Genomic DNA, 26,234 nt, shown 5'->3' with positions numbered 1-26,234 from the left:
GTTACTTCGCTTCGGCGATGCGCGAGGAATGCGAGGCGATCATCTTCCACGCGCCATCGCGCTGCACCCACACGCGCGTGAAGCGGAAGCGGCCATTCCACGGCACCCCATTGCTGACGCCCGACTGCACGCTGGTGCCGGTGACCACGACCGTGTCGCCGTAGCGGCGCGCGCGGACGTCCTCGTTGCCGATGCCGGAATTGCGACGCGCGCTCGTGCGCAGTTCGTCCAGGTAATCGGCCTTGTACTGCACGCGGCCGTCGGAGTGGGTGAGCATCCAGTCGTCGGCCAGGATGCGGTCGAGGCCGGCCACGTCCGGCTTCATGCGCAGCTCGTTCCAGGTCGCGTCCATCGCGAGCAGTTCGGTCTCGCTTTCGCTCGCGAACGTGGGCGAGGAGACGAGCAGGAGCAGGGTGAGAAGGATCGTCCGGATCATGGGTGTCCTTGGGAAATCATCTGTTTCTGGTCGTCATCCCCGCGAAGGCGGGGATCCATCGTTCCGACGCGTCACGCCTTGGACGGCGTGACGCGTTCACCATTCGACTCCCGTCGCGGGAATGACGACACACGGTTTTGCGATCCGCAGTGCCCGCACGTTGCGGGCCTGGGTCCCGGCTCAGCCCTTCGGCGGATCCAGTCGAAGCAGCTTGCCGTCCGTTTCGTCGGTCAGCACGTACACCTTGCCGTCGCTGCCCACGCGCACGTCGCGGATGCGCGCGCCCACGTCCTTCAGCAGGCGCTCCTCGCCGGTGATCTTGTCGCCGTCGAGCGACAGGCGGATCAGGCTGCCGTCGGCGAGCGCCCCGAGGAACAGGCTGTCGTTCCACTTCGATGCCGGCTGCGCGGTGAGGAAGGCCATGCCCGACAGGCCGGGCGAGATTTCCCACACGTGGTACGGCTGCTCCATGCCCGGCGCTTCCTTGCCGACGGCTTCGGGGATCTTCAGGCCCGAGTAGTTGATGCCGTGGGTGATGATCGGCCAGCCGTAGTTCTTGCCCGGCTGCGGGAGGTTGATCTCGTCGCCGCCCTTCGGCCCGTGCTCGGCTTCCCAGACGGTGCCGGTGCGCGGATCGGTCGCCAGCGACTGCATGTTGCGATGGCCGTAGCTCCAGATCTCCGGACGCGCGTCCTTGCGGCCCACGAACGGGTTGTCGGCCGGCACGCTGCCGTCGAGGTTCAGGCGCACGAGCTTGCCCTGCAGCATGTCGAGCTTCTGGGACGTCGGGCGGTCGTTGCGCTCGCCCTGCGTGATGAAGACGTGGCCCTTGCCGTCGAAGGCGATGCGCGAGCCGAAGTGGTTCGGGCCGACGAGCTTGGGCTCCTGGCGGTAGAACAGCTTCACGTCCGACAGCGCGCCGTCGCCGAGCGTCGCCGTCGAGACGGCCGTGCCGGCGCTGCCGTCCGGGCCCGGTTCGGCGTAGCTGAGGAAGATCTTCTTCGACGTGGCGAAATCCGGCGCGAGCACGACGTCGAGCAGCCCGCCCTGGCCCTCGGCCCAGACCTGCGGGACACCGGTGATCGGTGCCGACACCGCGCCGTCGGCCGACACATGGCGCAGGCGGCCCGGGCGTTCGGTGACGAGGAAACCGCCGTCCGGCAGCAGCGCGACGCTCCACGGATGCTCGAGGCCGCTGGCGATCGTGGTGACGGTCACCGGACCGCTCTGGCTCGTCACCGTCTGCGTCGGCAACGCCTTGGGAGCGGCGGTCGCGGCCTTGGCCGGTGCGGCGTCCTCGCCCTGGCGCGCCTGGCAGGCGACGAGGCTCATCGAGAGGGCGAGGGCGAGCGTGGTGCAGTGCAAGGCGTGGCGCATGGGGGCAGGGCTCCTGTCCGGTCGTGCGTGGGGTGTTTGCCGGTTGTGGCGTAAGTGCCGGCGCGTCGGGCTCAACGATAACCGGCCGCCTGCAGCTCGAACAATTCCGCGTAGCGGCCGCCCTGCGCGAGCAGCTGTTCGTGCGTGCCGCTGGCCTCCAGGCGTCCGTCGGCCAGCACGAGGATGCGATCGGCCATCCGCACGCTGCTGAAGCGATGGGAGATCAGCACCGCCGTTTTCCCGTGCGAGAGTTCCTTGAAACGCTGGAACACCTCGAATTCGGCGCGCGCGTCGAGCGCCGCCGTCGGTTCGTCGAGGATCATCACCTGCGCGTCGCGCATGTAGGCGCGGGCGATGGCGAGCTTCTGCCATTGGCCGCCGGACAGATCCACGCCGGTCTTGAAACGCCGGCCGATCAGCTGGTCGTAGCGGTTGGGCAGGCGCTCGATCATCTCGTCGGCCATCGCGCGACGTGCGGCGTCGCGGATGCGGTCGGCGTCGTCCATCGCGTCGATGCGGCCCACGCCGATGTTCTCGCCGGCGGTGAGGTGATAGCGCACGAAGTCCTGGAAGATCACGCCGACGTTGCCGCGCAGGTCATCCAGGTCGTAGTCGCGGAGGTCGCGGCCGTCGAGCAGGATGCGGCCCTCGTCGGGGTCGTAGAGCCGCGCGAGCAGCTTCACCAGCGTCGTCTTGCCGGCGCCGTTCTCGCCGACCAGCGCCAGCACTTCGCCGGCACGCAGTTCGAAGTCGAGCCCGCGCAGCGCCCACTTCTCGGCGTCGGGATAACGGAAGCCGACGTTCTCGAAGGTGAAGCCGCGTGCGATCGGCCGCGGCACCGCCGCCGCGTTGGCGGGCGATGCGATCTCCGGCTGGATCTCGAAGAACGAGAACAGGTCGTCGAGATACAGCGCCTGCCCGGCGACCTGCGAGAAGCCGACGAGCAGTCCTTCCAGCAACTGGCGCAGTCGCAGGAAGCTGCCGGCGAGGAAGGTGAGGTCGCCGATGCTGAAATCGCCGCGCACCGTGCGCCACGCGATGTAACCGTAGGCGACGTAGTAGCCGAGCGTGCCCAGCGCCGCCAGCAGCGCGCCCCACATCGCACGCCGCCGCGCCAGCGCGCGATTCGCGTGGAACAGCGCGTCGGCGAGTTCGCGATAGCGGGCGATCAGGAACCGGTGGAGGTTGAAGATCTTCACCTCCTTCGCGGTGTCCACGCTGGCGCCCATCTGCTTGACGTATTCCAGCTGGCGGCGTTCGGGCGTCCAGGCGAAATTGAGCGAGTAGCCCAGCGCGTTGAAATGCGCCTCGCCGACGAATGCCGGCACCAGCGCGACCGCCAGCAACACGATGAGCCACGGCGCATACACCAGCAGGCCCGCGGCGAAACTCACCACCGTGATCGCGTCCTGCACCTGGCCGAAGAGCTGGCTCATCAGGTTCATGCGGCCCATCGTCTGGCGGCGCGCGCGGTCGAGCTTGTCCTGCAGGTCGGGATCTTCGAAATCCTCAAGATCCAGCGTCGCCGCATGTTCCATCAGGCGCACGCTGGTGGCGTTGGTGAACAGCTCCGACAGCAGCGCGTCGCCGTAGCTCACCAGCCGGCCGAGCAGGTCGGAACCGATGGCCAGCGCGAATTCCAGCGCGAGCAGCGAAAGCAACGTATCGAGCTGGCCGCTGTGCCAGGCATTCCCGAGCGTGTCGAACCCGTTGCCCGCCGCGACCAGGCGCACGGCTTCGTCGATGATCAGCTTGCCCACGTACAGCGTGGCGACCGGCAGCAGCGCGCGCACGACACGCAGGCCGATGGTCATCAGCGAGAGCAGGGGACTGGTGGACCACACCATCCGGAGGAACGGAGGCAGGTTGCGCAACGCGTTGAAACGCTCGCGCAGGCTGGGACGTGGGGCGGCACCGGCCGCGTGGGGATCGCTCATGCGGCGATTGTGCACCGGGACGTGCAGGGGCGATGTCAGTGCGTTACAGGGCGCAAGGATCTCGCGGGTTTGAGGTGTCATCCCCGCGAAGGCGGGGATCCATCTCCACGCGACGGCACGCTGGCCGAAGGGTGATGCGTCGGACCGATGGATTCCCGCCTTCGCGGGAATGACGGCATTTCAGGCGCTGGCTTATTCAAGCCCTCGGTGTTTGGGCCCTCAGTGCTCCCGAGGCCGACGCATCGGTGCACGCCGGTTCTCGTCGTGCGCGTCGTCGTTGCTGTCGTCCCAGTTGTCGAATTCGGAACTGGAGAAGCCGCTGCCCTGCTGGTCGTAGCCGCTGCGCACGGCCCGGCCCGGAGGGCCGAACGAGCGGGCGCCCTTGTCGACGTGGATGCGGTTGTGGACTTCGCGGACGCCCTGGACCTCGGCGGCCAGGTTTTCCGCCAGATGCTTCATGCGACGCTCGGGCACCTCCCCCGTCAGCGTCACCGAGCCGGCCTCGACGGCGACGAGAATCTCGCTGGCATCGATTTCCTCGTCGCGCGTGAGGCGCTCGATCAGGTCGTCGGCGATGCGTTCGTCCGAACGCAGGATGTTGCGTGGCCCGCGCCCGCGATGACCGCCCGTCCGCTCCGCATTAGCGCCGCGTTTTGCGTCCGGCCGCGATTCGCCGTAGCCGCTCTGGCCCGGATAACCGAACCCGTCGTCCTGCTTCGGCGTGCCCCAGGAGCGGTTCGTTACCGACGGCATGCCGCGGTAGAGCTCCTGTCGATGCTTGTCGTCCGGATGCCTGGCCATGATCGCTCCTGTCGTGTTCGATGGACCGATGCTGCGAAGGAGCGGGTTAGCGCGGCGGCAACGCGTCGTAATCGCTTCGTTTCATCCGGCTGCGCGTCGCGTCCGCTTCGACGGCGGCGTGGCCTTCTTCGTCGCTTTTTTCGCGACCTTCTTGACGGCTTTCTTCGTCGCCTTCTTTGCGGTCTTCTTCGCAGATTTCTTAGCCGACTTGCTGCCCGCCTTCTTCGCCGCTTTCGCCGGCCCCAGTTCGATCCACGTCGGCGCGTGGTCGCTGGGTTTCACCTGGCCGCGCACCCAGCGATCCACGCCGGCCGCGCGCAGGCGCGGGAGCAGTTCGGCGTTGAGCAGCAGGTGATCGATGCGCAGGCCGGCGTTGCGTTCCCAGTGCTGGCGGAAGTAGTCCCAGAACGTGTACACGCGCTCCTCGCCGAACACGTGTCGCACCGCGTCCGTCCAGCCCTGGTCGAGCAGGCGCTGGTAGCGTTCGCGGCTTTCGGGCTGCAGCAGCGCGTCCTTGCGCCAGGACTTGGGGTTGTAGATGTCCTCGTCGGTGGGCACGACGTTGTAGTCGCCGGCCATCACCACCGGCTGGCCGCTGTCGAACCAGTGCTGCGCGCGCTGGTGGAGGCGGTCCATCCACGCGAGCTTGTAGTCGAACTTCGGTCCTGGCTGCGGATTGCCGTTGGGCAGGTACAGGCAGACCACGACGATGCCGCCGACGGCCGCTTCGATGTAGCGGCTCTGCACGTCGTCCGGATCGCCCGGCAGGCCGCGGCCGATCTCCACCGGCTCGGCGTCGCGCGCGAGGATCGCCACGCCGTTCCAGGACTTCTGCCCGTGCCAGATCGCGCCGTAACCGACCTCGGCGATGGCTTGCGCTGGGAAGGCCTCCTCGGGCGCCTTCAGTTCCTGCAGGCAGGCGACGTCGGGCTGCTCGCGGCGCAGCCACTCCAGCAGCGCGGGCAGGCGCGTGTTCACGCCGTTGATGTTGAAGGTGGCGATTTTCACGTGCGATGCCGCCGTCGATGAGGACGCGTTGCACGCTAGCCGGCCTGTCGTGAAGGCTCGGTTCCCGGCAATCGCCATCAAACCCGTGGAAGGCGAGGGCGGCTAGACTCGGCCAACGATCTTCCGGGGGATTGCCCATGCTTCGACACGCACTGCTCGCCGCGGCCGTCGCCGCCTGCCTCTCCGCTTCGCCGGCCTTCGCGCAGGCGCCTTCCACGACGCGCGTCGCGCCGACCGCTTCCGTCCAGTCTCCCGCAGCGAAGGCGCTGCACGCGCTGTTCGACGAGGAGTGGGAGCGCGGCATGCGCGAGAACCCGGAAGAAGCGAGCTGGCGCGGCGACAAGCGCTACAACGACCGGTGGACCGACATGAGCCTGCCGGCGATCGAGCAGCGCATGGAAGGCGACCGCAAGGCGTTGCAGCGGCTGAAGGCGATCGACCGCAATGCGCTGACCGAAGACGACCGCCTCAGCTACGACGTGTTCGCGTTGAGCCTAGAGAAGGCGGTCGAACGCCAGAAGTACCGCGAATACCTGCAGCCGATCGGCCTGAGCGGCGGCGTGCAGACCGCCGAAGGCATCGCCGAGGTGCTGCCGTTCGCCACGGTGAAGGACTACCGCGACTGGCTCGCCCGCATGCGCGCGCTGCCGAAGCTGATCGAGCAGAACCAGGCCCTGCTGCGCGAGGGCGCCGCCAGCGGCAACACGCCGCCGCGCGTGCTGATGGAGCGCGTGCCGGCGCAGATCCAGTCGCAGCTGGTCGACGATCCGGCCAAGAGCCCGTTCTACAAGCCGTTCGCGAAATTTCCCGACGCCATCTCGCCGGCCGATCGCGCCGCATTGCAGGCCGAGGCGAAGCAGGTCATCGCGAAAGACATCGTGCCGGCGTACCGCCAGTTCGCGACGTTCTTCAAGGACGACTACCTGCCCAGGACGCGCACGTCGATCGCCGCGGTCGATCTGCCCGATGGCAAGGCCTACTACGACTTCGTGGCGCGCTACTTCACCACGACGGACCTGTCGGCCGACCAGATCCACCAGATCGGCCTGAAGGAAGTCGCGCGCATCCGCGCGGAGATGGAGAAGATCAAGGCCGAAGTCGGCTTCAAGGGCACGCTGCCGGAGTTCTTCGAACACCTGCGCACCGACCCGAAGTTCTTCTACAAGACGCCGCAGGAGCTGTTCACCGCCTACCAGGCGATCTCAAAGCGCATCGATCCGGAGCTGGTGAAGGTCTTCAAGACCATTCCGCGCCTGCCGTACGGCGTGCGGCCGATCCCGGACAACATCGCGCCCGACACTACCACCGCGTATTACCAGCCCGGCGCCGTCGATGGCACGCGGGCGGGCTTCTACTACGTGAACCTCTACAAGCCGGAAGTGCGGCCGAAGTGGGAAATGATGCCGCTGTCGCTGCACGAGGCCGTGCCGGGGCACCACTTCCAGTTCGCGCGCGGCATGGAACTGCCGGACGTGCCGATGTTCCGCCGCGTCGGGTACTTCGTCGCCTACGGCGAGGGCTGGGGCCTGTACGCGGAGCGCCTGGGCTACGACATGGGCCTGTACGACGACCCGTACGACCGGATGGGCCAGCTCGCCTACGACATGTGGCGCGCCGTGCGGTTGGTCGTGGACACCGGCATGCACAGCAAGGGCTGGACCCGCGACCAAGCCATCGCCTTCTTCATGGACAACTCGCCCAAGACCCGCCAGGACGTGGTCAACGAGATCGACCGCTACATCGGCTGGCCGGGCCAGGCGCTGGCGTACAAGATCGGCCAGCTGAAGATCTCCGAGCTGCGTGAGAAGGCCTCGAAGCAGCTGGGCCCGAAGTTCGACCTGCGCGAGTTCAACGACGCGGTGCTGGAGACGGGCTCGGTCCCGCTGGAGGCGCTGGAGGCGCATATCGACGACTGGATGAGCCGACGCGCTCGCGAGCCGTAGGTTCGCGCGGCTGCGAACGCCCGGCCAGGGATGGCCGGCCAGGGCTCTCCGAAGCCGGATGTGTCCTGCCAAGGATGGCGGTAGTGGCCCCCCCGGTAAGTAGCTGCCCGTTTGCCTTCAACCCTTTGATCCGCCATACTTTCCGGCTCCCACGACCCCGGTCGGCGGGAGACCTTGCTCCACCGCGCCCAGTTCCGGGTGCCGGGGGGCTGATCCGGACGCGGCAAACGCCCGCGGCCATCATCCACAAGGAATCACACAATGCGTCATTACGAAGTCGTGTTCCTGGTCCATCCGGACCAGAGCGAGCAGGTGCCGGCCATGGTCGAGCGCTACAAGGGCCTGATCGAAGGCGGCGAAGGCAAGATCCACCGTCTGGAAGACTGGGGTCGTCGCCAGCTGGCCTACCCGATCGAGAACCTGGTCAAGGCCCACTACGTGCTGCTCAACATCGAGTGCACCCAGAACGTCCTGAACGAGCTGGTCGACGGTTTCCGTTTCAACGACGCCGTCCTGCGCCACCTGGTGATCAAGCGCGACGAAGCCGACACCGAGCAGTCGCTGATCATGAAGTACAAGGACGAGAAGGGCGACAAGCCCGAGCGTGGCGAGCGTCGCCGCCGTGACGAGGAAGGCGTCGGCACGGCCGACGAGTCTTCCGACGACAACGCCGAAGCCGCCTGATCACGCCCTAGGAGCACACACTCATGTCCAAGTTCTTCCGTCGCCGCAAGTTCTGCAAGTTCACCGCCGAGGGTGTGAAGGAGATCGACTACAAGGATCTCAACACCCTGCGCCAGTACCTCACCGAGACCGGCAAGATCGTGCCGAGCCGCGTGACCGGTACCAAGTCGAAGTACCAGCGCCAGCTGGCAACGGCCGTCAAGCGCGCCCGTTTCCTGGCCCTGATCCCGTACACCGACAACCACAACGCCTAAGGCGACGTCGTTTCCTCCCGCGAGGGAGGAAACACCTTGTCCCCCTCTCCCGCGTGCGGGAGAGGGCAGGGGTGAGGGAAAGACGCCGCGGTCTTCGGACAGCGCAACCCGCTGCGGGCCCCCGGCTCGCTAACGAATACGGAGCAACACCATGCAACTGATCCTCCTGCAGAACGTGCAGAACCTCGGCAAGCTCGGCGACAAGGTCAACGTCAAGCCGGGCTTCGGCCGCAACTACCTGATCCCGTACGGCAAGGCCGCCCCGGCGACCGCCGCCAACCTGGCCGAGTTCGAAGCGCGCCGCGCCGAGTACGAAGCCAAGGCCAAGGCCGCCCTGGAAGGCGCCGAAGGCCGCAAGGCCGCGCTGGAAGGCGTCGAGGTGACCATCACCGCGAACGCCTCGACCGAAGGCAAGCTGTACGGCTCGATCACGCCGCGCGACATCGCCGATGCGCTGACCAAGCACGGCCACAAGGTCGAGAAGTCGGAAGTCGTGCTGGGCGAAGGCCCGCTGCGTCGCACCGGCGAATACGAGATCGTCGTGCACCTGCACGCCGACATCGAAGCCACCGTCAAGGTCATCGTGGTCGGCGAAGTCGCCTGATCGCGGTCACCGCGCGAGCTTGAAGGAAAGGGCGCCTCCGGGCGCCCTTTCTTTTTGCGTCAACTTCCGCGTAGGAAGAGCGGGGGGTGTTTTCGGATTAATCCGATAGGGCGTCGGGATAGTGCGTGACACAGTCGCGGCACTTCTCCCGATATCGCCGCCGCCATGGACCAGCGCCTCGACCTTCCCGCGCTCGACCCGTCGCTCGAGCTCACCCTGGCTTCGTTGCAGGACTGCACGCTCCCGTCGGCACCGCTCTCGTTCGCCGACCTCATCGCCGCCAGCCTTCGCGACGCCTGCGAAGCCGACGCCGACACGGTATTCCCGATCATCGCCCGCCTGATCGACCAGCACATCGCCGGTGCGCTGCAGCCGCGGCGCATCGGCCGCTGGCGCGACGAGGCGCTGGACGACCTGCTGTCGGTCATCTCGCCCGGGATGCGCAGCCGCGCCGGAATTGCGACCGTCGGCTGACGTCGATCCAACCGCCCGTCGCGTGGCGGGCGTCGCACCTGCTGCGACAAGGCCGTGGCTCCATGCCCGTCATGAGTATCCACGCGATATCCACAGACTTATCTGCAACGCCCCGACACGTTCCGCGTCTACGATGCCCGACCCGCGATAACGACACGGCCGGCGCGACGGCGCACGGAAAAGGTGACTGAGGGCATGAGCGCACGACCTGGTTTTCGCAGGGAAAAACGGTTCGAGACGCGCAACGAGCAGCGCATGGACCAGTTGCGCGTGCCGCCCCAGTCGATCGAAGCCGAACAGGCCGTGCTTGGCGGCCTCATGCTCGCGCCCGATTCCTGGGACCGCATCGCCGACCAGCTCAGCGACCAGGATTTCTATCGCCGGGATCACCAGCTGATCTTCCGCGCCATCAGCGAACTGGCCGAGAAGAACCGGCCGTTCGACGCCGTCACGCTCGGCGAATGGTTCGAATCGCAGGGCCTGAGCGAGCAGGTCGCCGGTGGCGCCTACCTCATCGAACTGGCGACCAACACGCCGTCGGCCGCCAACATTGCCGCCTACGCCGAGATCGTCCGCGACAAGGCGATCCTGCGCCAGCTCATCGACGTCGGCACCGGCATCGTCAACGACGGCTTCCAGCCGGACGGTCGCGACTCGGCTGAAATCCTCGAGGAAGCCGAGCGCCAGGTGCTGGCGATCGCGCAGGCCAACACCAACGGAAAGACTGACTTCACGCCGGTCACCAAGGCGTTGTCGGAAGCCTTCGACACGCTGCAGACGCGCTACACCAACGGCAGCGGCGTGACCGGCCTGTCGACCGGCTACACCGAGCTGGACATGATGACGGCCGGCCTGCAGAAGACCGACCTGATCATCCTTGCCGCGCGTCCCGCGATGGGCAAGACGACGCTTGCGCTGAACATGGCCGAGACCGCCGCCTTCCGCAGCAAGCTGCCGGTGGCGGTGTTCTCGATGGAAATGTCGGCCTCGCAGCTGGCGATGCGCCTGATCTCCTCGGTCGGCCGCGTCAACGCGCAGCGCCTGCGTACCGGCCAGCTGGAAGACGAGGACTGGAGCCGCGTCACCGGCGCGATCCGCCAGCTTCGCGAAGTGAAGATCTTCATCGACGACGAACCCGGCCTGTCGCCGGTGAAGCTGTCGGCCAAGGCGCGCCGCCTCAAGCGCGAACACGGCCTGGGGCTGATCGTCATCGATTACCTGCAGCTGATGTCGGTGCCGGGCAACAGCGAGAACCGCGCGACGGAAATCTCCGAGATCTCGCGTTCGCTCAAGGGCCTGGCGAAGGAACTGCAGGTGCCGGTGATCGCTTTGTCCCAGCTCAACCGCTCGCTGGAAACGCGTACCGACAAGCGCCCGGTGATGGCCGACCTTCGCGAATCGGGCGCCATCGAGCAGGACGCGGACATGATCATGTTCATTTACCGCGACGACTACTACAACAAGGAGAACTCGCCGGACAAGGGACTGGCCGAAGTCATCATCGGCAAGCAGCGTTCGGGCCCGACCGGCTCGATCAAGCTCAAGTTCTTCGGCGAGTACACGCGTTTCGACAACCTGTCGCACGATTCGGTCGGCAGCTTCGAATAACTCCTGCCGCGCCGCATCGACGTCGATCTAACGCGCGCAGCGGTAACGTCCGCTGCCGATGGAACGGGTACGCGTGGAATCGGAAGCCATGACGAGCGTCGGCTACGACGCCGACCAGCGCGTGCTCGAGGTCGAGTTCACCAGCGGCGAGATATACCGCTACTTTGACGTTCCGCCGCATCTGCACGCCGGCCTCATGGCCGCCGATTCTCACGGGCAGTTTTTCGCGGAACGCATCCGGAACGCGGGCTTCGACTACGAACACGTGGACGAAGATGAAGCCCTGCGAACGCGCAGGCGGTGAACCGGCGCGGATTGACGCCCCCGTAACGGCGTCCGGCGCAGCGTGAATGCGGTCGCCATAGGAGAGCCGTCATGCCTCGTTTCCCTGTCTCCCGCATCCTCATCGTGTCGGTCGCCGCCTTCGCGCTTGCCGGGCCCGCGATGGCATGGCAGTCGGGCAGTTCGTCCACGAAGGGCAAGCACTGCTACGACGTGGAAGTGCAGAAGCCCAAGGAAGTGAAGGACGAGCACAAGGTCACCGGCACCGTCGCCGGCGGTCTCGTCGGCGGTCTGCTGGGCAACCAGGTCGGCGGCGGCAGCGGCAAGAAGATCGCCACGGCGGCAGGCGCCGTCGGCGGTGCGTTCGCGGGCCGCAAGATCCAGGACAACCAGCAGAAGAAGACCGAGACGGTGATCGAGCGGCGGTGCGACTGAGGCGCCGTGAATCGAGGCCCGAGCATCATCGTTCCAGCCCTCACCCCAACCCCTCTCCCGCATGCGGGAGAGGGGCTCTAGTCGAGTTGAGTAGCGCCATCCCTCGTTAGAATGCGAATCCGAGCCCCCGCACCGGATACGCAGTGCACTCCACGCCTGGCATGCCTCCCGCCGTGAGCGAGCGTCCGACTCGCATCACGGTCGATCTGGACAACCTTTCGCACAACCTCCGCGCCATCCGAGCGCACGTCGGCGTGCCTGTAATGGGCATCGTGAAGGCGAACGCCTACGGCCACGGGCTGGTGCCGGTGGCGTTGCATCTGCAGGCGCAGGGCGTGGAGCAACTGGGCGTCGCGTTCGTCGAGGAAGGCATCGCGCTGCGGCGCGCCGGCATCACCGCGCCGGTGCTGGTGCTCGGCGGCATCTTCGGGCCGCAGGTGGCGCAGTTCATCGCGCACGACCTGGAAATCACGGTGTCCTCGCTCGACAAGCTCCGGCAGGTGGAAGCCGCCGCCGAGGCGATGGGGCGCAAGGCCGTGATTCACCTGAAGATCGACACCGGCATGGAGCGCATCGGCGTCCACAGCTATTCGTCGAAATCATTCGTCGAAGCGGCGGTGGCGTCGAAGTGGTGCGTGCTGAAGGGCATCTATTCGCACCTGGCGTGCTCGGACGACCCGTCGTCGGACATGACGGGCAAGCAGGTCGAGCGCTTCCATGACGCCTGCGCGCACATCGAACGCCTGGGCGCACCAATGCCGCTGCGCCATCTGGCCAATTCCGGCGGCGTGCTCCATTTCCCGCAGACCTGGCTCGACATGGTCCGCCCCGGCATCGTGCTGTACGGCGTGCTGCCCGATCCCGCCTCGCAATGCACCATCGACGTGAAGCCGGCGATGTCGCTGCGCTCGCAGGTCGTGTACTTCAAGGTGGTGAAGGCGGGCAATCCGGTGAGCTATGGCGCGACCTGGCGGTCCGACCACGACACGCGCGTGGTGACGGTGCCGATCGGCTATGGCGACGGCTTCCCGCGCTCGCTCTCCTCGCGCGGCTCGGTGCTGATCCGCGGGCACCGGTATCCCATCGTCGGGCGCGTGTGCATGGACCAGTTCATGGTCGACATCGGCGGCGACAGCGCGTTCAACGAGGACGACGTCGTGCTGATCGGCGAGCAGGGCGGGGACGCGATCCGCGCCGAGGACGTCGCGACGCTCGCCGGCACGATTCCCTACGAGATCCTGGTCGGTCTCAACGACCGCATTCCGCGCGAATACCGCGGCGGCTGACCCCGGCGGCGCATTGACGCGCCGTTGCGTGCCTTGGGCATACTTGCGGAACGATTCCGTTCCGCTTTCCCGGGTGGCCGATGTCCGCTGGCGAATCCAACGCGCTTGCGCTGGTGTGGTTCCGCAACGACCTGCGCCTGGACGACAACCCGGCGCTGCAGGCGGCGCTCGACAACGGCTACGTGCCCATCCCGGTCTACATCCACGCGCCCGATGAAGGCGGCGACTGGGCGCCCGGTGCGGCATCGGACGCGTGGCGCCACCGTTCGCTGGCCGCGCTCGACGCCGCGCTGCGCGAACGCGGTTCGCACCTGCGCCATTTCTTCGGGCCGAGCCTGGCGACGCTGCAGTCGCTGATCGCCACCACCGGTGCCGAAGCGGTCTTCTGGAATCGCCGATACGAGCCGGCGTGCGAGCGCCGCGACGCGAACATCAAGACCACGCTGCGCCAGCAGGGCGTCCGCGTGGAGAGCTTCAACGCCGCGCTGCTGTTCGAACCGTGGACGGTGCGGAACAAGCAGGGCCTGCCGTTCAAGGTGTTCACGCCGTACTGGAAGACGCTGCTGGCGCAGTGGCAGCTCGGCCTGTGCATCGATGCGCCGAAGCACCTGCCCGACAGCGACGAAGGTCCGGCGGGCGTGCCGCTGGCGGCGCTCAAGCTCGCACCAAAGCTCGGCTGGGATCGCACCTTCTGGGACGAATGGACGCCCGGCGAGGCCGGCGCGTACGCGGCGCTGGACGCCTTCGTCGACGGCGCGCTGCGCGGGTATCGCGACCAGCGCGACCGGCCCGACCGCATCGGCACGTCGCGCCTTTCGCCGCACCTGCATTTCGGCGAGATCGCACCGTGGCGCGTGGCGTCGGTGCTGGAACGCGAACGCACGGCCGGAAATGGCGCGGACATCGACGCCTTCCTCCGCGAACTGGGATGGCGCGAGTTCGCGCATCACCTGCTGCATCACTTCCCGGAAACGCCGGACCGCAATTTCGACGAGCGCTTCAACGATTTCGCGTGGTCGAAGCTGTCGCAGGCGCAGCTGGCCGACTGGCAGCAGGGACGTACCGGCGTGCCGATCGTCGATGCCGGCATGCGCGAGCTATGGCACACCGGGTGGATGCACAACCGCGTGCGCATGATCGTCGCGAGCTTCCTGACCAAGCACCTGCGCTACCACTGGCGCCACGGCGCGCGCTGGTTCTGGGACACGCTGGTCGACGCGGACCTGGCGAACAACACGCTCGGCTGGCAGTGGGTCGCCGGCACGGGGGCGGATGCGGCGCCGTACTTCCGCGTGTTCAATCCGGTGCTGCAGGCGACGAAGTTCGATCCCGACGGGCGCTATATCGCGCGCTGGGTGCCGGAGCTCGCCGGGCTGCCGGTGCCGCTGCGCTTCTCGCCCTGGCAGGACCCGCAGGCGCTGCGTCGCGTGGCGCCCGACTATCCGCCGCAGCCGCTGGTCGACATGGGCGCCGGGCGCGATTCGGCGTTGGCGGCGTACCGCAAGCTGCGCGGCTGAGCCGCGTTGACGCTGCTCGCGAGGCCGTGATTCACTCGGCCGGTCACGCACGGGAGAGCCGACGGCCATGGCGACACGGACTGGAGCACGCCGGCGCGGTCGCCGCGAACCGATGTCGCGGGTCGACACGGCGTGGCTGCGCATGGAGCGGCCGACCAACCCGATGATGATCACCGGCGTGCTGATGTTCGCCGAACCGATGTCGCTGGAACGGCTCAAGCGCGTGGTGAAGCAGCGCTTCCTTTCCTACCGGCGATTCCGCCAGAAGGCCGTGGTCACGCCGGCCGGCGCGCAGTGGGAAAACGACCTGAACTTCAACCTCGACTGGCACGTGCAGCACGCCGCCTTGCCCGGTCGCGCCGACAAGCGCGCGCTGGAGCGCTTCGTCAGCCAGCTTGCGTCCTCGCCGCTCAATCACGATCGACCGCTGTGGCAGTTCCACCTGGTCGAACGTTTCGACGGCGGCGGCTCGGCGCTGGTCGCGCGCATCCACCACAGCTACGCCGACGGCATCGCGCTGGTGCAGGTGCTGTTGTCGCTGACCGACACGCAACCCGACGAGGGAGACGGAAGCGAACTGCCGCGCACCTGGCTCAAGAAGGAGCACGCCGGCGTCGCGCGTCGCGTCGGTGCGGTTGATCGCTATGTGCAGCTGGGCAGCAAGGTCGTGGAGAAGGGACTGGAGATGTACCGCGACCCTTCACTCGCCGCGGTGCTGGCGAAGGAGGGCGGGGAGATCGCCCGCGAGCTGCTGCACGCGCTGTCGCTCTCCGACGACCCGCCGTCGATGCTGCGCGGCCGGCTCGGCACGAGCAAGCGCGTCGCATGGGCCGAACCGCTGGACCTGGAGGAAGTGAAGGCCGTCGGCCGCGCCTGCGACTGCACCGTCAACGACGTGCTGATGGCGACTGCTGCCGGCGCGCTGCGCAGCTACATGATCGAGCGCGGCGACCACGTCGACGGACTCACGCTACGTGCGACGGTACCGGTGAACCTGCGTCCGCTCGAACATGCGCGCAAGCTCGGGAATCACTTCGGTCTGGTGTTCCTCGATCTTCCCGTCGGTGAGGACAATCCGATCCGGCGCCTAGAACGTGTTGCGCAATGCATGGAAGACCTGAAGCGCTCGCGTCAGGCGATCGTCGCCTACGGATTGCTCGCCGCACTCGGCATGGCGCCCGCGTCGGTGCAGGGATTGGCGCTGGAACTGTTCAGTCGCAAGGCGACCGCCGTGGCGACCAACGTGCCCGGTCCGCAGCAGCCGCTGTACCTGGCGGGCTGCATGCTGCGCGAGATGATGTTCTGGGTGCCACAGACCGGTTCGATCGGCATCGGCATCTCGATCCTCAGCTACAACGGCCGCGTGCATTTCGGATTGATCTCCGATGGTCGCCTGATCCCCGATCCCGATGCGGTGATCCGCCGCTTCGGGGCGGAGTTCGACAAACTGCTGTACCTGGCGCTGATGGGAAACTGGGACGTGCGCCTCGATGCGGATGCGGCACGGGCGCTGATCCCTGCCGCCGACTGAACATCGGACGCGACGATCACTTGCGCGAGACGTGAACGCGGTTAGCTTGTGCGCGTTCATCGATCTCCCGGCTTAAAAGCCAGTCTTCCAGCAAGGACCACTCCATGAAGAATTTCGTCAAGGCCGCGTGTGTGGCCGTCGTGACCACCGCGCTGCTCGCCGGTTGCGCCACCGGCGGCGGCAACTACTACGGCCAGCCGTATCCGCAGCAGCAACCGCAGCAGCAGGGCCAGCAGCAGGGCATGAGCAAGACGGGCAAGGGCGCGATCATCGGCGCGCTGGCCGGCGTCGCCGCGGGCCTGCTCAGTGGCGATGACGCGACCGAACGTCGCCAGCGCGCGCTCGTCGGCGCGGGCGTCGGTGGCCTCGCCGGTGCGGCCATCGGCAACTACCAGGACCGTCAGGAAGCCGCGCTGCGCCAGCAGACCGCCGGCACCGGCGTGGACGTCGTCCGCCAGGGCAACAACATCACCCTCAACATGCCGAGCGGCATCACCTTCGATTTCGACAAGTCGAACCTGAAGCCCGAGTTCTACCCGGTGCTCGACAACGTCGCGCGCACGCTGCAGGAGTACAACCAGACGGTGATCGAAGTCGCCGGCCACACCGACAGCGTCGGCAGCGATGCCTACAACCAGAAGCTGTCCGAGCAGCGCGCAAACACCGTGTCGAGCTACCTGCAGAGCCGCGGCCTGAACCGCGAGCGCTTCATCGTGGTCGGCGCCGGCAAGAGCCGTCCGATCGCCAGCAACGACACCGAAGCCGGCCGCGCGCAGAACCGCCGCGTCGAGATCACGCTGGTGCCGATCGAGTCCTGATCGCCACCACGGCATGCACGAAGCAACGGGCCGCCCATGCGGCCCGTTTCTTTTTCCGGCGACTGATCCAGCCGGCACGCAATGCAGTTCGACACGGGCGGCGATCCAGACGCAAGCAAAAAGGCCCGCTTGCGCGGGCCTTGTCGTACCGGTCGCGAGGACGCGATCAGTCGTGGTGCATGCCGTGCAGGTCCTGCAGCGATCCCTTTCGCGAACCGAAGTAGGCGGCGAGGTCGGCGATCTGCTGGTCGGTCAGGTCCTTCGCCTGGCTCGACATCAGCGGATGGTCGCGGTCGCCGTCGCGGTACGCCTGCAGCGAGTGCGCGATGTAGTCGTAGTACTGGCCGGCGAGCTTCGGGTAGGTCTCGTCGATCGGCGCATTGCCTTCGGCGCCGTGGCAGTCGAAGCACGACTGGCCCGTGGCCTTGCCCTTGGTCTGCGCCAGCTTCTCGCCCGCGGCGATGTGGCCGGCCGGCAGGCCCGCGGAGGACGAGGTGTGGCCTTCGGCGCGATCGGCGGCCGAATGCTCGGCCGGCGTGTCGCCGCCGGAGCAACCGGCGAGCGCGATGGAGGCGAGCAGGGCGATGGCGAGGAACTTGTTGGTCAAGGCCGGGTTCGTCATGGATCTGCTCACTTCACGGTCGAAAGGAAGGCGGCGATGTCGGCGATGTCCTGGTCCGAGAAGCTCTGCGCCTGGGCCTGCATCGTCGGGTGCTTGCGCGTGCCCTTCTTGTATTCGGTCAACGCGTTGGTCAGGTAGACCTCCGACTGCCCGCCGATGCGCGGCACGTGGTAGTTCGGATACGCATTCTTGTAGCCGGTGACGCCGTGGCAGCCCTGGCAGGTGTAGGTGAGCTGCTTGCCGCGGGCGGCATCGCCCTTGAGCTGGGCAGGAGCCGTCGGAGCCGGTGCCGTCGGGGTCGCGGCTGCAGGAGCAGCGGCCGGGGCGGCGGGAGCCTGGGCGTCCTGTGCCGACGCGCTGAATGCGGTGGCGGTCAGCAGGAAGCAGGCGGCGATCATCAGCGGTCGCATCATGTCGTAGTCCGCAATCTCGAATGGCTAGCGAAAGGTTCAGTGCTGGCTGCGTGGCACCTCCCCATTAAGGCGGCCGCGCAAGAGTCGGCAAGTATAGCCATGGTTCGGATTGCAACGAAGCCGCCCCTTTTTGCATCGATGGTTCTTGCGTACCGGCGTCGCGCTTTTCGGGCGCGTTCGAACGACGTGGCTCCAGTCACCATGACCTTCGGCGGATGGAAGGTGACTGGGGCGGTGATATACCTACATACAACACCGGCACAAGCACCGGTCTCAGCCACCTTGGGGTCCAATTCATGCGTCACTTCACCCGAAATCGCAGCCGTGGTTTTGCCCGCGCCGCTGTCGTCCTGTTGCCGTGCCTGTTGCTGCTGAGCGCCTGCAAGGGCGGGGGCGAGGGCGAGGCCCAGGCCAAGGCCGGGGAAGACAAGAAGGGCCCTGAAGCCGTGCCGGTCGAGGTCGCCAAGGCCTCCCGCCGCGCCGTCGCCGCCAGCTACACCGGCACCGCGCCGCTGGAGCCGGTGGCTGAGTCGCAGGTGGTCGCCAAGACCTCGGGCGTCGCGCTCAACGTGATGGTCGAGGAAGGCCAGCCGGTCCGCGCCGGCCAGACGCTCGTTCGCCTCGATTCCGCCCGTTCGCAGCTGCAGGCCGCCCAGACCGGCGCCGCGATGCGCAAGCTGGAAGCGAACTACAACCGCGCCCGGCAGATGGCCGACCAGAAGCTGCTCAGCGCCAACGACAACGACCAGTTGCGCTACGACCTGGAAAACGCGCGCGCCGCCAATCGCCTGGCCAATCTCGAACTGTCGTACGCGAACGTCGAGGCGCCGATTTCCGGCGTGATCGCCTCACGTTCGATCAAGACCGGCAACTTCGTCCAGATCAACACGCCGATCTTCCGCATCGTCGACACCTCGCGCCTGGAAGCCACGCTCAACGTGCCCGAGCGCGAACTGGTGACGCTCAAGGCCGGCCTGCCGGTCGCGCTCGTCGTCGACGCGCTGCCGGGCAAGACGTTCCAGGGCACGGTGGATCGCGTATCGCCGGTCGTGGACTCGGGCAGCGGCACCTTCCGCGTGGTCTGCGCGTTCAAGGGCGACGGCATCCTGCAGCCGGGCATGTTCGGCCGCATCAAGATCGACTACGACCAGCGCGCCGATGCGCTCGTCGTGCCGCGCGTGGCGCTGCTGGAAGACGACGGCGATCCGGCGGTGTTCGTCGTCACCGGCGACAAGACCAAGCGCGTGCCGGTCAAGCTGGGCTACATGGACGGCTCATGGGCCGAAGTGCGCGACGGCGTGAAGGAAGGCGAGCAGGTCGTCGTCGCCGGCAAGACCGCGCTGCGCGACGGTTCGGTCGTGCAGGTGCTGGGCCAGCCGCAGGCGAAGAAGGAAGTCGCTTCCGTCGCCAAACCCGAAACCAAGCGGTAATCGCGGAGAACCCACGTGACGCAACACGCGCACACGCCCGGTTTCAACCTGGTGGAGTTCTCCACGCGCCGCCGTGTGACGGTGGCGATGGTGACCCTCACCTTCGTCCTCTTCGGCCTGATCGCGCTGGGCGACCTCAAGGTCAATCTGCTGCCGGATCTGAGCTATCCCACGCTGACGGTCCGCACCGAATACACCGGTGCGGCGCCGTCGGAAATCGAGACTCTGATCAGCGAGCCGGTGGAAGAAGCCGTCGGCGTGGTCAAGGGGCTGCGCAAGCTGAAGTCGGTCTCGCGCACGGGCCAGAGCGATGTCGTGCTCGAGTTCGCCTGGGGCACCGACATGGACCAGGCCAGCCTGGAAGTCCGCGACAAGATGGAAGTGCTGCAACTTCCGCTTGAAGCCAAGGCCCCGGTGCTGCTGCGCTTCAATCCGTCGACCGAACCGATCCTCCGCATCGCGCTGTCGCCCAAGACCGACGCGTCAAGCGACACCGAGGCCATGCGCCAGCTCACCGCGCTGCGCCGCTATGCCGACGACGACCTGAAGAAGAAGCTGGAGCCCGTCGAAGGCGTGGCCGCGGTCAAGGTCGGCGGCGGCCTGGAAGACGAAATCCAGGTCGACATCGACCAGCAGAAGATCGCGCAGCTGAACCTGCCGATCGACACCGTCATCCAGCGCCTGCAGCAGGAAAACATCAACATCTCGGGCGGCCGTCTTGAAGAGGGCTCGCAGCGTTACCTCGTGCGCACGGTGAACCAGTTCGCCAGCGTGCCGGAAATGCGGGAGATGCTGGTCACCACGCAGAGCGGCGGCGACAGTGCGGCGGCTTCGGCGGCGGCGCAGATGGCGGCGATCGCGGCGCAGACCGGTTCGGCCGAAGCGATGGCGGCGGCGGCCTCGGTGCAGAGCGCCAATTCCGGTGGCGGCGCGACCGTCGCCGGCGGCATGCCGGTGCGCCTGAAGGACATCGCCGACGTGCGGCAGGGCTTCAAGGAACGCGAGGCGATCATCCGCCTGGCGGGCAAGGAAGCGGTCGAACTGGCGATCTACAAGGAAGGCGACGCGAACACGGTCGCCACGGCCGACGCGATCCAGAAGCGCCTGGACGAACTCAAGCAGCAGGTGCCGCCGGACGTCGAACTGACGACGATCGACGACCAGTCGCAGTTCATCCGCCACGCGATTTCCGACGTCAAGAAGGATGCGGTGATCGGCGGCGCGCTGGCGGTGCTGATCATCTTCCTGTTCCTGCGCGATGGCTGGAGCACGTTCGTCATCAGCCTGTCGCTGCCGGTGTCGATCATCGCGACGTTCTTCTTCATGGGCCAGATGGGCCTGAGCCTCAACGTCATGTCGCTCGGCGGCCTGGCGCTGGCGACCGGCCTGGTGGTGGACGACTCCATCGTCGTGCTGGAAAGCATCGCGAAGGCGCGGGAGCGAGGCCTCGGAATCCTCGACGCCGCCATTGCCGGCACGCGCGAGGTGAGCATGGCCGTGGTCGCGTCCACGCTGACGACGATCGCCGTGTTCCTGCCACTGGTGTTCGTGCAGGGCATCGCGGGCCAGCTGTTCCGCGACCAGGCGCTGACGGTGGCGCTCGCCATCGGCATCTCGCTGATCGTCTCGATGACGCTGATCCCGATGCTGAGCGCGCTCAAGGGCCGCCCGCCGATGGCCTTCCCGGAAGAAGCGCCGCATCCGCGCTGGGAGCCGAAGACGAAGCTGGGCATGCCGCTGGCGTACACCAAGCGCGGCATCGGCTGGACCTTGCGATCGTTCTTCTTCGGCATCGCCTGGCTGATCGTGCGTGCATGGCGCGGACTGGTCGCCGTGGTCGGTCCGGTCATGCGCAAGCTCAGTGACCTCGCGATGGCGCCCTACGCCCGTGCCGAACGCGGCTACCTGAAGCTGCTGCCGAACGCGTTGAACCGTCCGGTGCTGGTGCTCGGTTCGGCGGCGGTGGCCTTCGCGCTGACGCTGCTCGCCGTGCCGCTGCTGGGTGCTGACCTGATCCCGCAGCTGGCGCAGGACCGCTTCGAGATGACCGTGAAGCTTCCGCCCGGTACGCCGTTGCGCGAGACCGACGCCCTGGTGCGCGAGCTGCAGCTCAAGCACGCGAAGGACGACGGCATCCGCGCGCTGTATGGCGTGAGCGGTAGCGGCACGCGACTGGACGCCAACCCGACCGAGAGCGGCGAGAACATCGGCAAGCTCACCGTCGTGATGGAAAACGGCGGCAGCAAGGAAGTCGAGGCGCGCGAGACCGAAGCCCTGCGCGAAACGATGACGGCGCATCCCGGTGCGCAGGTCGACTTCGCCCGTCCGGAGCTCTTCAGCTTCTCCACGCCGCTGGAAATCGAGCTGCGCGGGCAGGACCTGGAAAGCATCCAGCAGGCGGGTCAGCGCATGGCCAAGCTGCTGCGCGCCAATCCGCACTACGCCGACGTGAAGTCGACGGTGGAAGAGGGCTTCCCGGAAATCCAGATCCGCTTCGACCAGGATCGCGCCGGTGCGCTCGGCCTGACCACGCGCCAGATCGCCGACGTCGTGGTGAAGAAGGTGCGCGGCGACGTCGCCACGCGCTACAGCTTCCGCGATCGCAAGATCGACGTGCTGGTGCGCGCCCGCGAAACCGACCGTGCGTCCGTCGACAGCATCCGTCGCCTCATCGTGAACCCGGGCAGCAACCGTCCGGTGACGCTGGACTCGGTCGCCGACGTGGTCGCCACGACCGGTCCGAGCGAGATCCACCGCGCCGACCAGGTGCGCGTGGCGATCGTCTCGGCGAACCTGCGCGACATCGACCTCGGCACGGCCGTTCGCGAAGTGCAGGACATGGTCTCGAAGGAGCCGCTCGGCGCCGGCGTGAGCATGCACATCGGCGGCCAGGGCGAGGAACTCGCCGAATCGGTCAACGCGCTGCTGTTCGCGTTCGGACTGGCGGTGTTCCTGGTGTACCTGGTGATGGCCTCGCAGTTCGAATCGCTGCTGCATCCGTTCGTCATCCTGTTCACCATCCCGCTGGCGCTGGTCGGTGCGGTGCTCGCGCTGCTGCTCACCAATTCGCCGGTGTCGGTGGTGGTGTTCATCGGCCTGATCCTGCTGGTCGGCCTGGTGGTGAAGAACGCGATCATCCTGGTCGACAAGGTCAACCAGCTGCGGGAGGCGGGCGTCGCCAAGCGCGAGGCGCTGGTGGAAGGCGCGCGTTCGCGACTGCGCCCGATCATCATGACCACGACCTGCACGCTGTTCGGCTTCCTGCCGCTGGCGGTGGCCGTGGGCGAGGGCGCGGAAGTGCGCTCGCCGATGGCGATCACCGTGATCGGCGGCCTGCTGGTCTCCACGCTGCTGACGCTGGTGGTGATCCCGGTGGTGTACGACCTGCTGGATCGCCGCGCGGACGACTACTACGTCAACCGCGCCAAGCGCACGCACGGGGCGGTCGCCACGGGCGAAGGCGCCGGCGGCCACGCCGAGCCGGTCTGAGGAGCGCGCGCGATGAGTATTGCCGAGCTCAGCATCAAGCGGCCCGTCACGGCGATCATGTTCTTCGTGTCGCTGTTCGTGATCGGCCTCATCGCGGCGATCCGCCTGCCGCTTGAGGCCTTTCCCGAAGTCTCACCGCCTTTCATCTTCGTGCAGTTGCCCTACACCGGCTCCACCCCCGAGGAGGTGGAGCGCACGCTGCTGCGTCCGGTGGAGGAGGCGCTGTCGACGATGACCGGCATCAAGCGCATGGACGCGAACGCGCGTGCCGACGGCGCCGAGATCTTCATGCAGTTCTCCGACTGGAACCGCGATGTGGCCATCGCGGCGTCGGAGGCGCGCGAACGCATCGACGCGATCCGCGACGACCTGCCCGACGACCTGCAGCGCTTCAACGTCTTCAAGTTCTCCACGACGGACGAGCCCGTCCTGCGCGTCCGACTGGCCAGCAAGAGCGACCTGACCGGCTCGTACGACATGATCGAGCGCGAGTTCAAGCGCCGCATCGAGCGCATCCCGGGCGTGGCGCGCGTGGACGTGACCGGCGCGGCGCCGAACGAGGTGGAGATCGCGATCGATCCCGACCGCCTCACCGCGCACAACCTCAGCCTCAACGATCTCAACGAGCGGCTGAAGGCGGTGAACTTCTCGATCTCCGCCGGCCAGATCGACGACGGCGGCCGCCGGTTGCGCGTGCAGCCTGTGGGCGAGATCGTCGACCTGCAGCAGCTGCGCGACCTGGTGATCAACAACACGGGCGTGCGGCTGGACGATATCGCGCAGGTGCGGCTGAAGCCCCAGCGCATGAACTATGGGCGTCGCCTCGACGGGCGTCCGGCGATCGGCCTGGACATCTTCAAGGAACGCAACGCGAACCTCGTCGATGTTTCCAGCAAGGCGCTGGCGGAAGTGGAGGCGATCCGCAAGCAGCCCGAGCTGTCCGACATCCGCATCATCATCATCGACAACCAGGGCGACAACGTCACCAAGTCGCTGCTCGAACTGGCCGAAGCCGGCGCGATCGGCCTGGTGCTGTCGATCGCGGTGCTGTTCTTCTTCCTGCGCCACTGGCCGTCGACGCTGATGGTGACGCTGGCCATCCCGATCTGCTTCGTGATGACGCTGGGCTTCATGTACTTCGCCGGCGTCACGCTCAACATCCTGTCGATGATGGGCCTGCTGCTGGCGGTCGGCATGCTGGTGGACAACGCAGTCGTCGTGGTGGAGAGCATCTACCAGGAACGCGAGCGCATGCCGGACCAGCCGGTGCTGGCGTCGATCCTGGGCACCAAGCACGTGGCCATCGCGCTGTCGGCCGGCACGCTGTGCCACTGCATCGTGTTCCTGCCGAACCTGTTCGGCGAGCGCAACTTCCTGTCGATCTACCTGTCGCAGATCGCCATCACGATCTCGGTCTCGCTGCTGGCCTCGTGGCTGGTCGCGGTGAGCCTGATCCCCATGATCTCCGCGCGCCTGAAGACGCCGCCGGCGGTGCGCTCCGACCGCGGCATCATCCCGCGCATGCAGAAGCGCTACGCGACCTTCCTGCGCTGGACGCTGGAACACCGCGGCAAGGCGGTGCTCGGCATCCTGATGATCATCGCGGTCAGCATCGTGCCGTTCCAGCTCACCAAGAAGAACATGTTCGGCGGCGATGACGGCACCGAGACGAACATCTTCTACCAGTGGAAGGGCGCGTACACGAAGGAGCAGATGTCCGACGAGATCCTCAAGATCGAGAAGTTCCTGGACGCGAACCGCAAGAAGTACAACATCACCCAGATCTACTCGTACTACAGCGAGCAGGGCTGGGGCGGCACGCGCATCACCTTCGACACCAAGAAGATCAGCGAGTCGAAGGGCATCGTCGAACAGCTCCGCAAGGACCTGCCGAAGTCGGCGCGCGCCAACATCGGCATCGGCAACCAGGGCGGTGGCGGCGGCGGTGGCGGCGGCCCGGGCCAGAACGTGCAGGTGCAGCTGGTGGGCGATTCGACCGAAACGCTGGTCGAACTGGCCAACGACATCGTGCCCATCCTCGCCAAGCGCAAGGAACTGCGCGACGTGCGCGTGGACATCGGCGACCAGAACAGCGAGCTGTCGGTGCGCGTGGATCGCGAACGTGCGGCATCGTTCGGCTTCAGCGCGCAGGAAGTGGCCAGCTTCGTCGGCCTCGCGCTGCGCGGCGCGCCGCTGCGCGAGTTCCGTCGCGGCGACACCGAAGTGCCGGTGTGGGTGCGTTTTGCGGGCGCAGAAGACTTCGGCATGAAGGACGTCGCCAGTTTCACGGTGCGCGCGCCCGACGGCCGCACCGTGCCGTTGCTGGCGATGGTCGACGTGGCGGTGAAGCCGTCGGCGACGCAGATCCAGCGCGCGAATCGGCAGACGACGGTGGCGATCCAGGCCAACCTCGGCGACAAGATCACCGTGCCCGAAGCGCGTACGGCAATGGAGGACGTGCTGAAGGCCGTCGCATTCCCGGCTGGCTACAACTACACCTTCGAGTCGGGCGCGTTCGAGGACGAAGCCGAGGCGAACAAGCAGATGATGTTCAACCTGCTGATTGCGCTGATCATGATCTACGTGGTGATGGCGGCGGTGTTCGAGTCGCTGCTGTTCCCGTCGGCGATCATGACCGGCGTGCTGTTCTCGGTCTTCGGCGTGTTCTGGCTGTTCTGGCTCACCGGCACCGAGTTCAACATCATGGCCTTCATCGGCATCCTGGTGCTGATGGGCGTGGTGGTGAACAACGGCATCGTGATGATCGAGCACATCAACAACCTGCGTCGTCGCGGCTACTCGCGCACCGACGCGCTGGTGGAAGGCAGCAAGGAGCGACTGCGCCCGATCCTGATGACGATGGGTACGGCGATCCTGGCGATGGTGCCGATCTCGCTGACGCAGACGCAGATCGGTGGCGACGGCCCGCCGTATTACCCGATGGCCCGTGCCATCGCCGGCGGCCTGGCGTTCTCCACCGTCGTCAGCCTGCTGTTTCTGCCGACGATCTACGCGATGCTCGACGACCTGCGCAACAGCACCTCGCGCATGATCCGCCGGGCACGCGGCAAACAGGTGGAAGGCCCCATGGGTGGGGCGACGATCACGGCGGTACACGTGGAGTAAGCGCACCTGCCGTCGGGTGAAACTGAAAGGGAGGCCGACTGGCCTCCCTTTCCTTTTCTACCCGCGCGATGCCCGTGCCACTTCACTTTCGCTTCACCGCGTCGACCTCGCCACTTCGCGCATGCCGGCCAACATGCCGACGTCAGCCATCGGAGAGGC

General features: G+C 67.0%; 22 protein-coding genes. 15 read left to right on the top strand and 7 right to left on the bottom strand.

The features are described from left to right. Position 1: 1 nt before the first annotated feature. The 5 genes from DX912_RS00670 to xth all read right to left on the bottom strand — a co-directional run bounded on the left by DX912_RS00670 (position 2) and on the right by xth (position 5,559). Positions 2 to 436, bottom strand: a complete 435-nt coding sequence (locus tag DX912_RS00670; RefSeq protein ID WP_115840541.1) for a nuclear transport factor 2 family protein — start codon at positions 434 to 436, stop codon at positions 2 to 4. 180 nt (positions 437 to 616) lie between these two features. Next, a complete protein-coding gene (locus tag DX912_RS00665; protein WP_115840540.1) occupies positions 617 to 1,813 on the bottom strand; it encodes a PQQ-dependent sugar dehydrogenase in 1,197 nt (398 codons plus the stop codon). Between the two features lie 71 nt (positions 1,814 to 1,884). Further along, positions 1,885 to 3,750, bottom strand: a complete 1,866-nt coding sequence (locus DX912_RS00660; RefSeq protein ID WP_115840539.1) for an ABC transporter ATP-binding protein — start codon at positions 3,748 to 3,750, stop codon at positions 1,885 to 1,887. A gap of 219 nt (positions 3,751 to 3,969) precedes the next feature. Next, positions 3,970 to 4,551 carry a BON domain-containing protein gene (locus tag DX912_RS00655; protein ID WP_115840538.1) on the bottom strand — a complete coding sequence of 194 codons (582 nt, stop codon included), beginning with the start codon at positions 4,549 to 4,551 and terminating at the stop codon, positions 3,970 to 3,972. An 81-nt stretch (positions 4,552 to 4,632) separates the two neighbouring features. Next, positions 4,633 to 5,559, bottom strand: a complete 927-nt coding sequence (xth, locus tag DX912_RS00650; RefSeq protein WP_233433429.1) for an exodeoxyribonuclease III — start codon at positions 5,557 to 5,559, stop codon at positions 4,633 to 4,635. Positions 5,560 to 5,696: 137 nt separating this feature from the next. Between xth and DX912_RS00645 the strand changes: the two genes are divergently transcribed. The 12 genes from DX912_RS00645 (at position 5,697) to DX912_RS00590 (ending at position 16,995) form a co-directional block, all read left to right on the top strand. Continuing rightward, positions 5,697 to 7,502, top strand: coding sequence for a DUF885 domain-containing protein (locus DX912_RS00645; protein WP_115840536.1), 1,806 nt, complete (start codon positions 5,697 to 5,699; stop codon positions 7,500 to 7,502). 261 nt (positions 7,503 to 7,763) lie between these two features. Next, positions 7,764 to 8,186: a 30S ribosomal protein S6 gene (gene rpsF, locus DX912_RS00640; protein WP_115840535.1), complete on the top strand. Its 423-nt coding sequence runs from the start codon at positions 7,764 to 7,766 to the stop codon at positions 8,184 to 8,186. Positions 8,187 to 8,209: 23 nt separating this feature from the next. Continuing rightward, positions 8,210 to 8,440 (top strand): 30S ribosomal protein S18, encoded by a 231-nt coding sequence (gene rpsR, locus DX912_RS00635; protein WP_031372470.1) that lies wholly within the window; start codon positions 8,210 to 8,212, stop codon positions 8,438 to 8,440. Positions 8,441 to 8,591: 151 nt separating this feature from the next. Next, positions 8,592 to 9,044, top strand: coding sequence for a 50S ribosomal protein L9 (rplI, locus tag DX912_RS00630; RefSeq protein WP_115840534.1), 453 nt, complete (start codon positions 8,592 to 8,594; stop codon positions 9,042 to 9,044). A gap of 165 nt (positions 9,045 to 9,209) precedes the next feature. Continuing rightward, complete coding sequence (locus tag DX912_RS00625; RefSeq protein ID WP_115840533.1) at positions 9,210 to 9,518, top strand: hypothetical protein; 309 nt, start codon at positions 9,210 to 9,212, stop codon at positions 9,516 to 9,518. A 195-nt stretch (positions 9,519 to 9,713) separates the two neighbouring features. Continuing rightward, positions 9,714 to 11,126 carry a replicative DNA helicase gene (locus DX912_RS00620; protein ID WP_115840532.1) on the top strand — a complete coding sequence of 471 codons (1,413 nt, stop codon included), beginning with the start codon at positions 9,714 to 9,716 and terminating at the stop codon, positions 11,124 to 11,126. A 73-nt stretch (positions 11,127 to 11,199) separates the two neighbouring features. Next, complete coding sequence (locus DX912_RS00615; protein WP_233433428.1) at positions 11,200 to 11,430, top strand: KTSC domain-containing protein; 231 nt, start codon at positions 11,200 to 11,202, stop codon at positions 11,428 to 11,430. Positions 11,431 to 11,501: 71 nt separating this feature from the next. Then, positions 11,502 to 11,843, top strand: a complete 342-nt coding sequence (locus DX912_RS00610; RefSeq protein WP_115840530.1) for a glycine zipper 2TM domain-containing protein — start codon at positions 11,502 to 11,504, stop codon at positions 11,841 to 11,843. Between the two features lie 173 nt (positions 11,844 to 12,016). Beyond that, positions 12,017 to 13,129 carry an alanine racemase gene (alr, locus tag DX912_RS00605; protein ID WP_181902650.1) on the top strand — a complete coding sequence of 371 codons (1,113 nt, stop codon included), beginning with the start codon at positions 12,017 to 12,019 and terminating at the stop codon, positions 13,127 to 13,129. A gap of 80 nt (positions 13,130 to 13,209) precedes the next feature. Further along, on the top strand, positions 13,210 to 14,646 hold the full coding sequence (locus DX912_RS00600) for a cryptochrome/photolyase family protein (RefSeq protein ID WP_115840528.1): 1,437 nt from the start codon (positions 13,210 to 13,212) through the stop codon (positions 14,644 to 14,646). A 112-nt stretch (positions 14,647 to 14,758) separates the two neighbouring features. Further along, a complete protein-coding gene (locus tag DX912_RS00595; protein ID WP_233433427.1) occupies positions 14,759 to 16,177 on the top strand; it encodes a WS/DGAT/MGAT family O-acyltransferase in 1,419 nt (472 codons plus the stop codon). 104 nt (positions 16,178 to 16,281) lie between these two features. Then, positions 16,282 to 16,995, top strand: coding sequence for a YiaD family glycine zipper/OmpA-like lipoprotein (locus DX912_RS00590; protein ID WP_115840526.1), 714 nt, complete (start codon positions 16,282 to 16,284; stop codon positions 16,993 to 16,995). Between the two features lie 166 nt (positions 16,996 to 17,161). Here DX912_RS00590 and DX912_RS00585 read toward each other — a convergent pair whose 3' ends face one another. Both DX912_RS00585 and DX912_RS00580 read right to left on the bottom strand, forming a co-directional pair. After that, a complete protein-coding gene (locus DX912_RS00585; protein ID WP_115840525.1) occupies positions 17,162 to 17,617 on the bottom strand; it encodes a c-type cytochrome in 456 nt (151 codons plus the stop codon). 8 nt (positions 17,618 to 17,625) lie between these two features. After that, complete coding sequence (locus tag DX912_RS00580; protein ID WP_115840993.1) at positions 17,626 to 18,027, bottom strand: c-type cytochrome; 402 nt, start codon at positions 18,025 to 18,027, stop codon at positions 17,626 to 17,628. Positions 18,028 to 18,326: 299 nt separating this feature from the next. On the opposite strand from DX912_RS00580, the gene DX912_RS00575 reads away from it, so the two are divergent. From DX912_RS00575 to DX912_RS00565, 3 genes are read left to right on the top strand one after another with little or no spacing between them, the layout of a single operon-like run. After that, positions 18,327 to 19,460, top strand: a complete 1,134-nt coding sequence (locus DX912_RS00575) for an efflux RND transporter periplasmic adaptor subunit (RefSeq protein WP_115840524.1) — start codon at positions 18,327 to 18,329, stop codon at positions 19,458 to 19,460. 15 nt (positions 19,461 to 19,475) lie between these two features. Beyond that, positions 19,476 to 22,949, top strand: a complete 3,474-nt coding sequence (locus DX912_RS00570) for an efflux RND transporter permease subunit (protein ID WP_233433426.1) — start codon at positions 19,476 to 19,478, stop codon at positions 22,947 to 22,949. Positions 22,950 to 22,961: 12 nt separating this feature from the next. Continuing rightward, a complete protein-coding gene (locus tag DX912_RS00565) occupies positions 22,962 to 26,075 on the top strand; it encodes an efflux RND transporter permease subunit (RefSeq protein ID WP_115840523.1) in 3,114 nt (1,037 codons plus the stop codon). Positions 26,076 to 26,234 lie beyond the last annotated feature (159 nt).

The organism is Lysobacter soli (assembly GCF_003382285.1).
GTDB lineage: Bacteria > Pseudomonadota > Gammaproteobacteria > Xanthomonadales > Xanthomonadaceae > Lysobacter_J > Lysobacter_J soli.
Note: the sequence above shows the minus strand (reverse complement) of the source record. Positions and strands in the feature narration are given on the sequence as shown.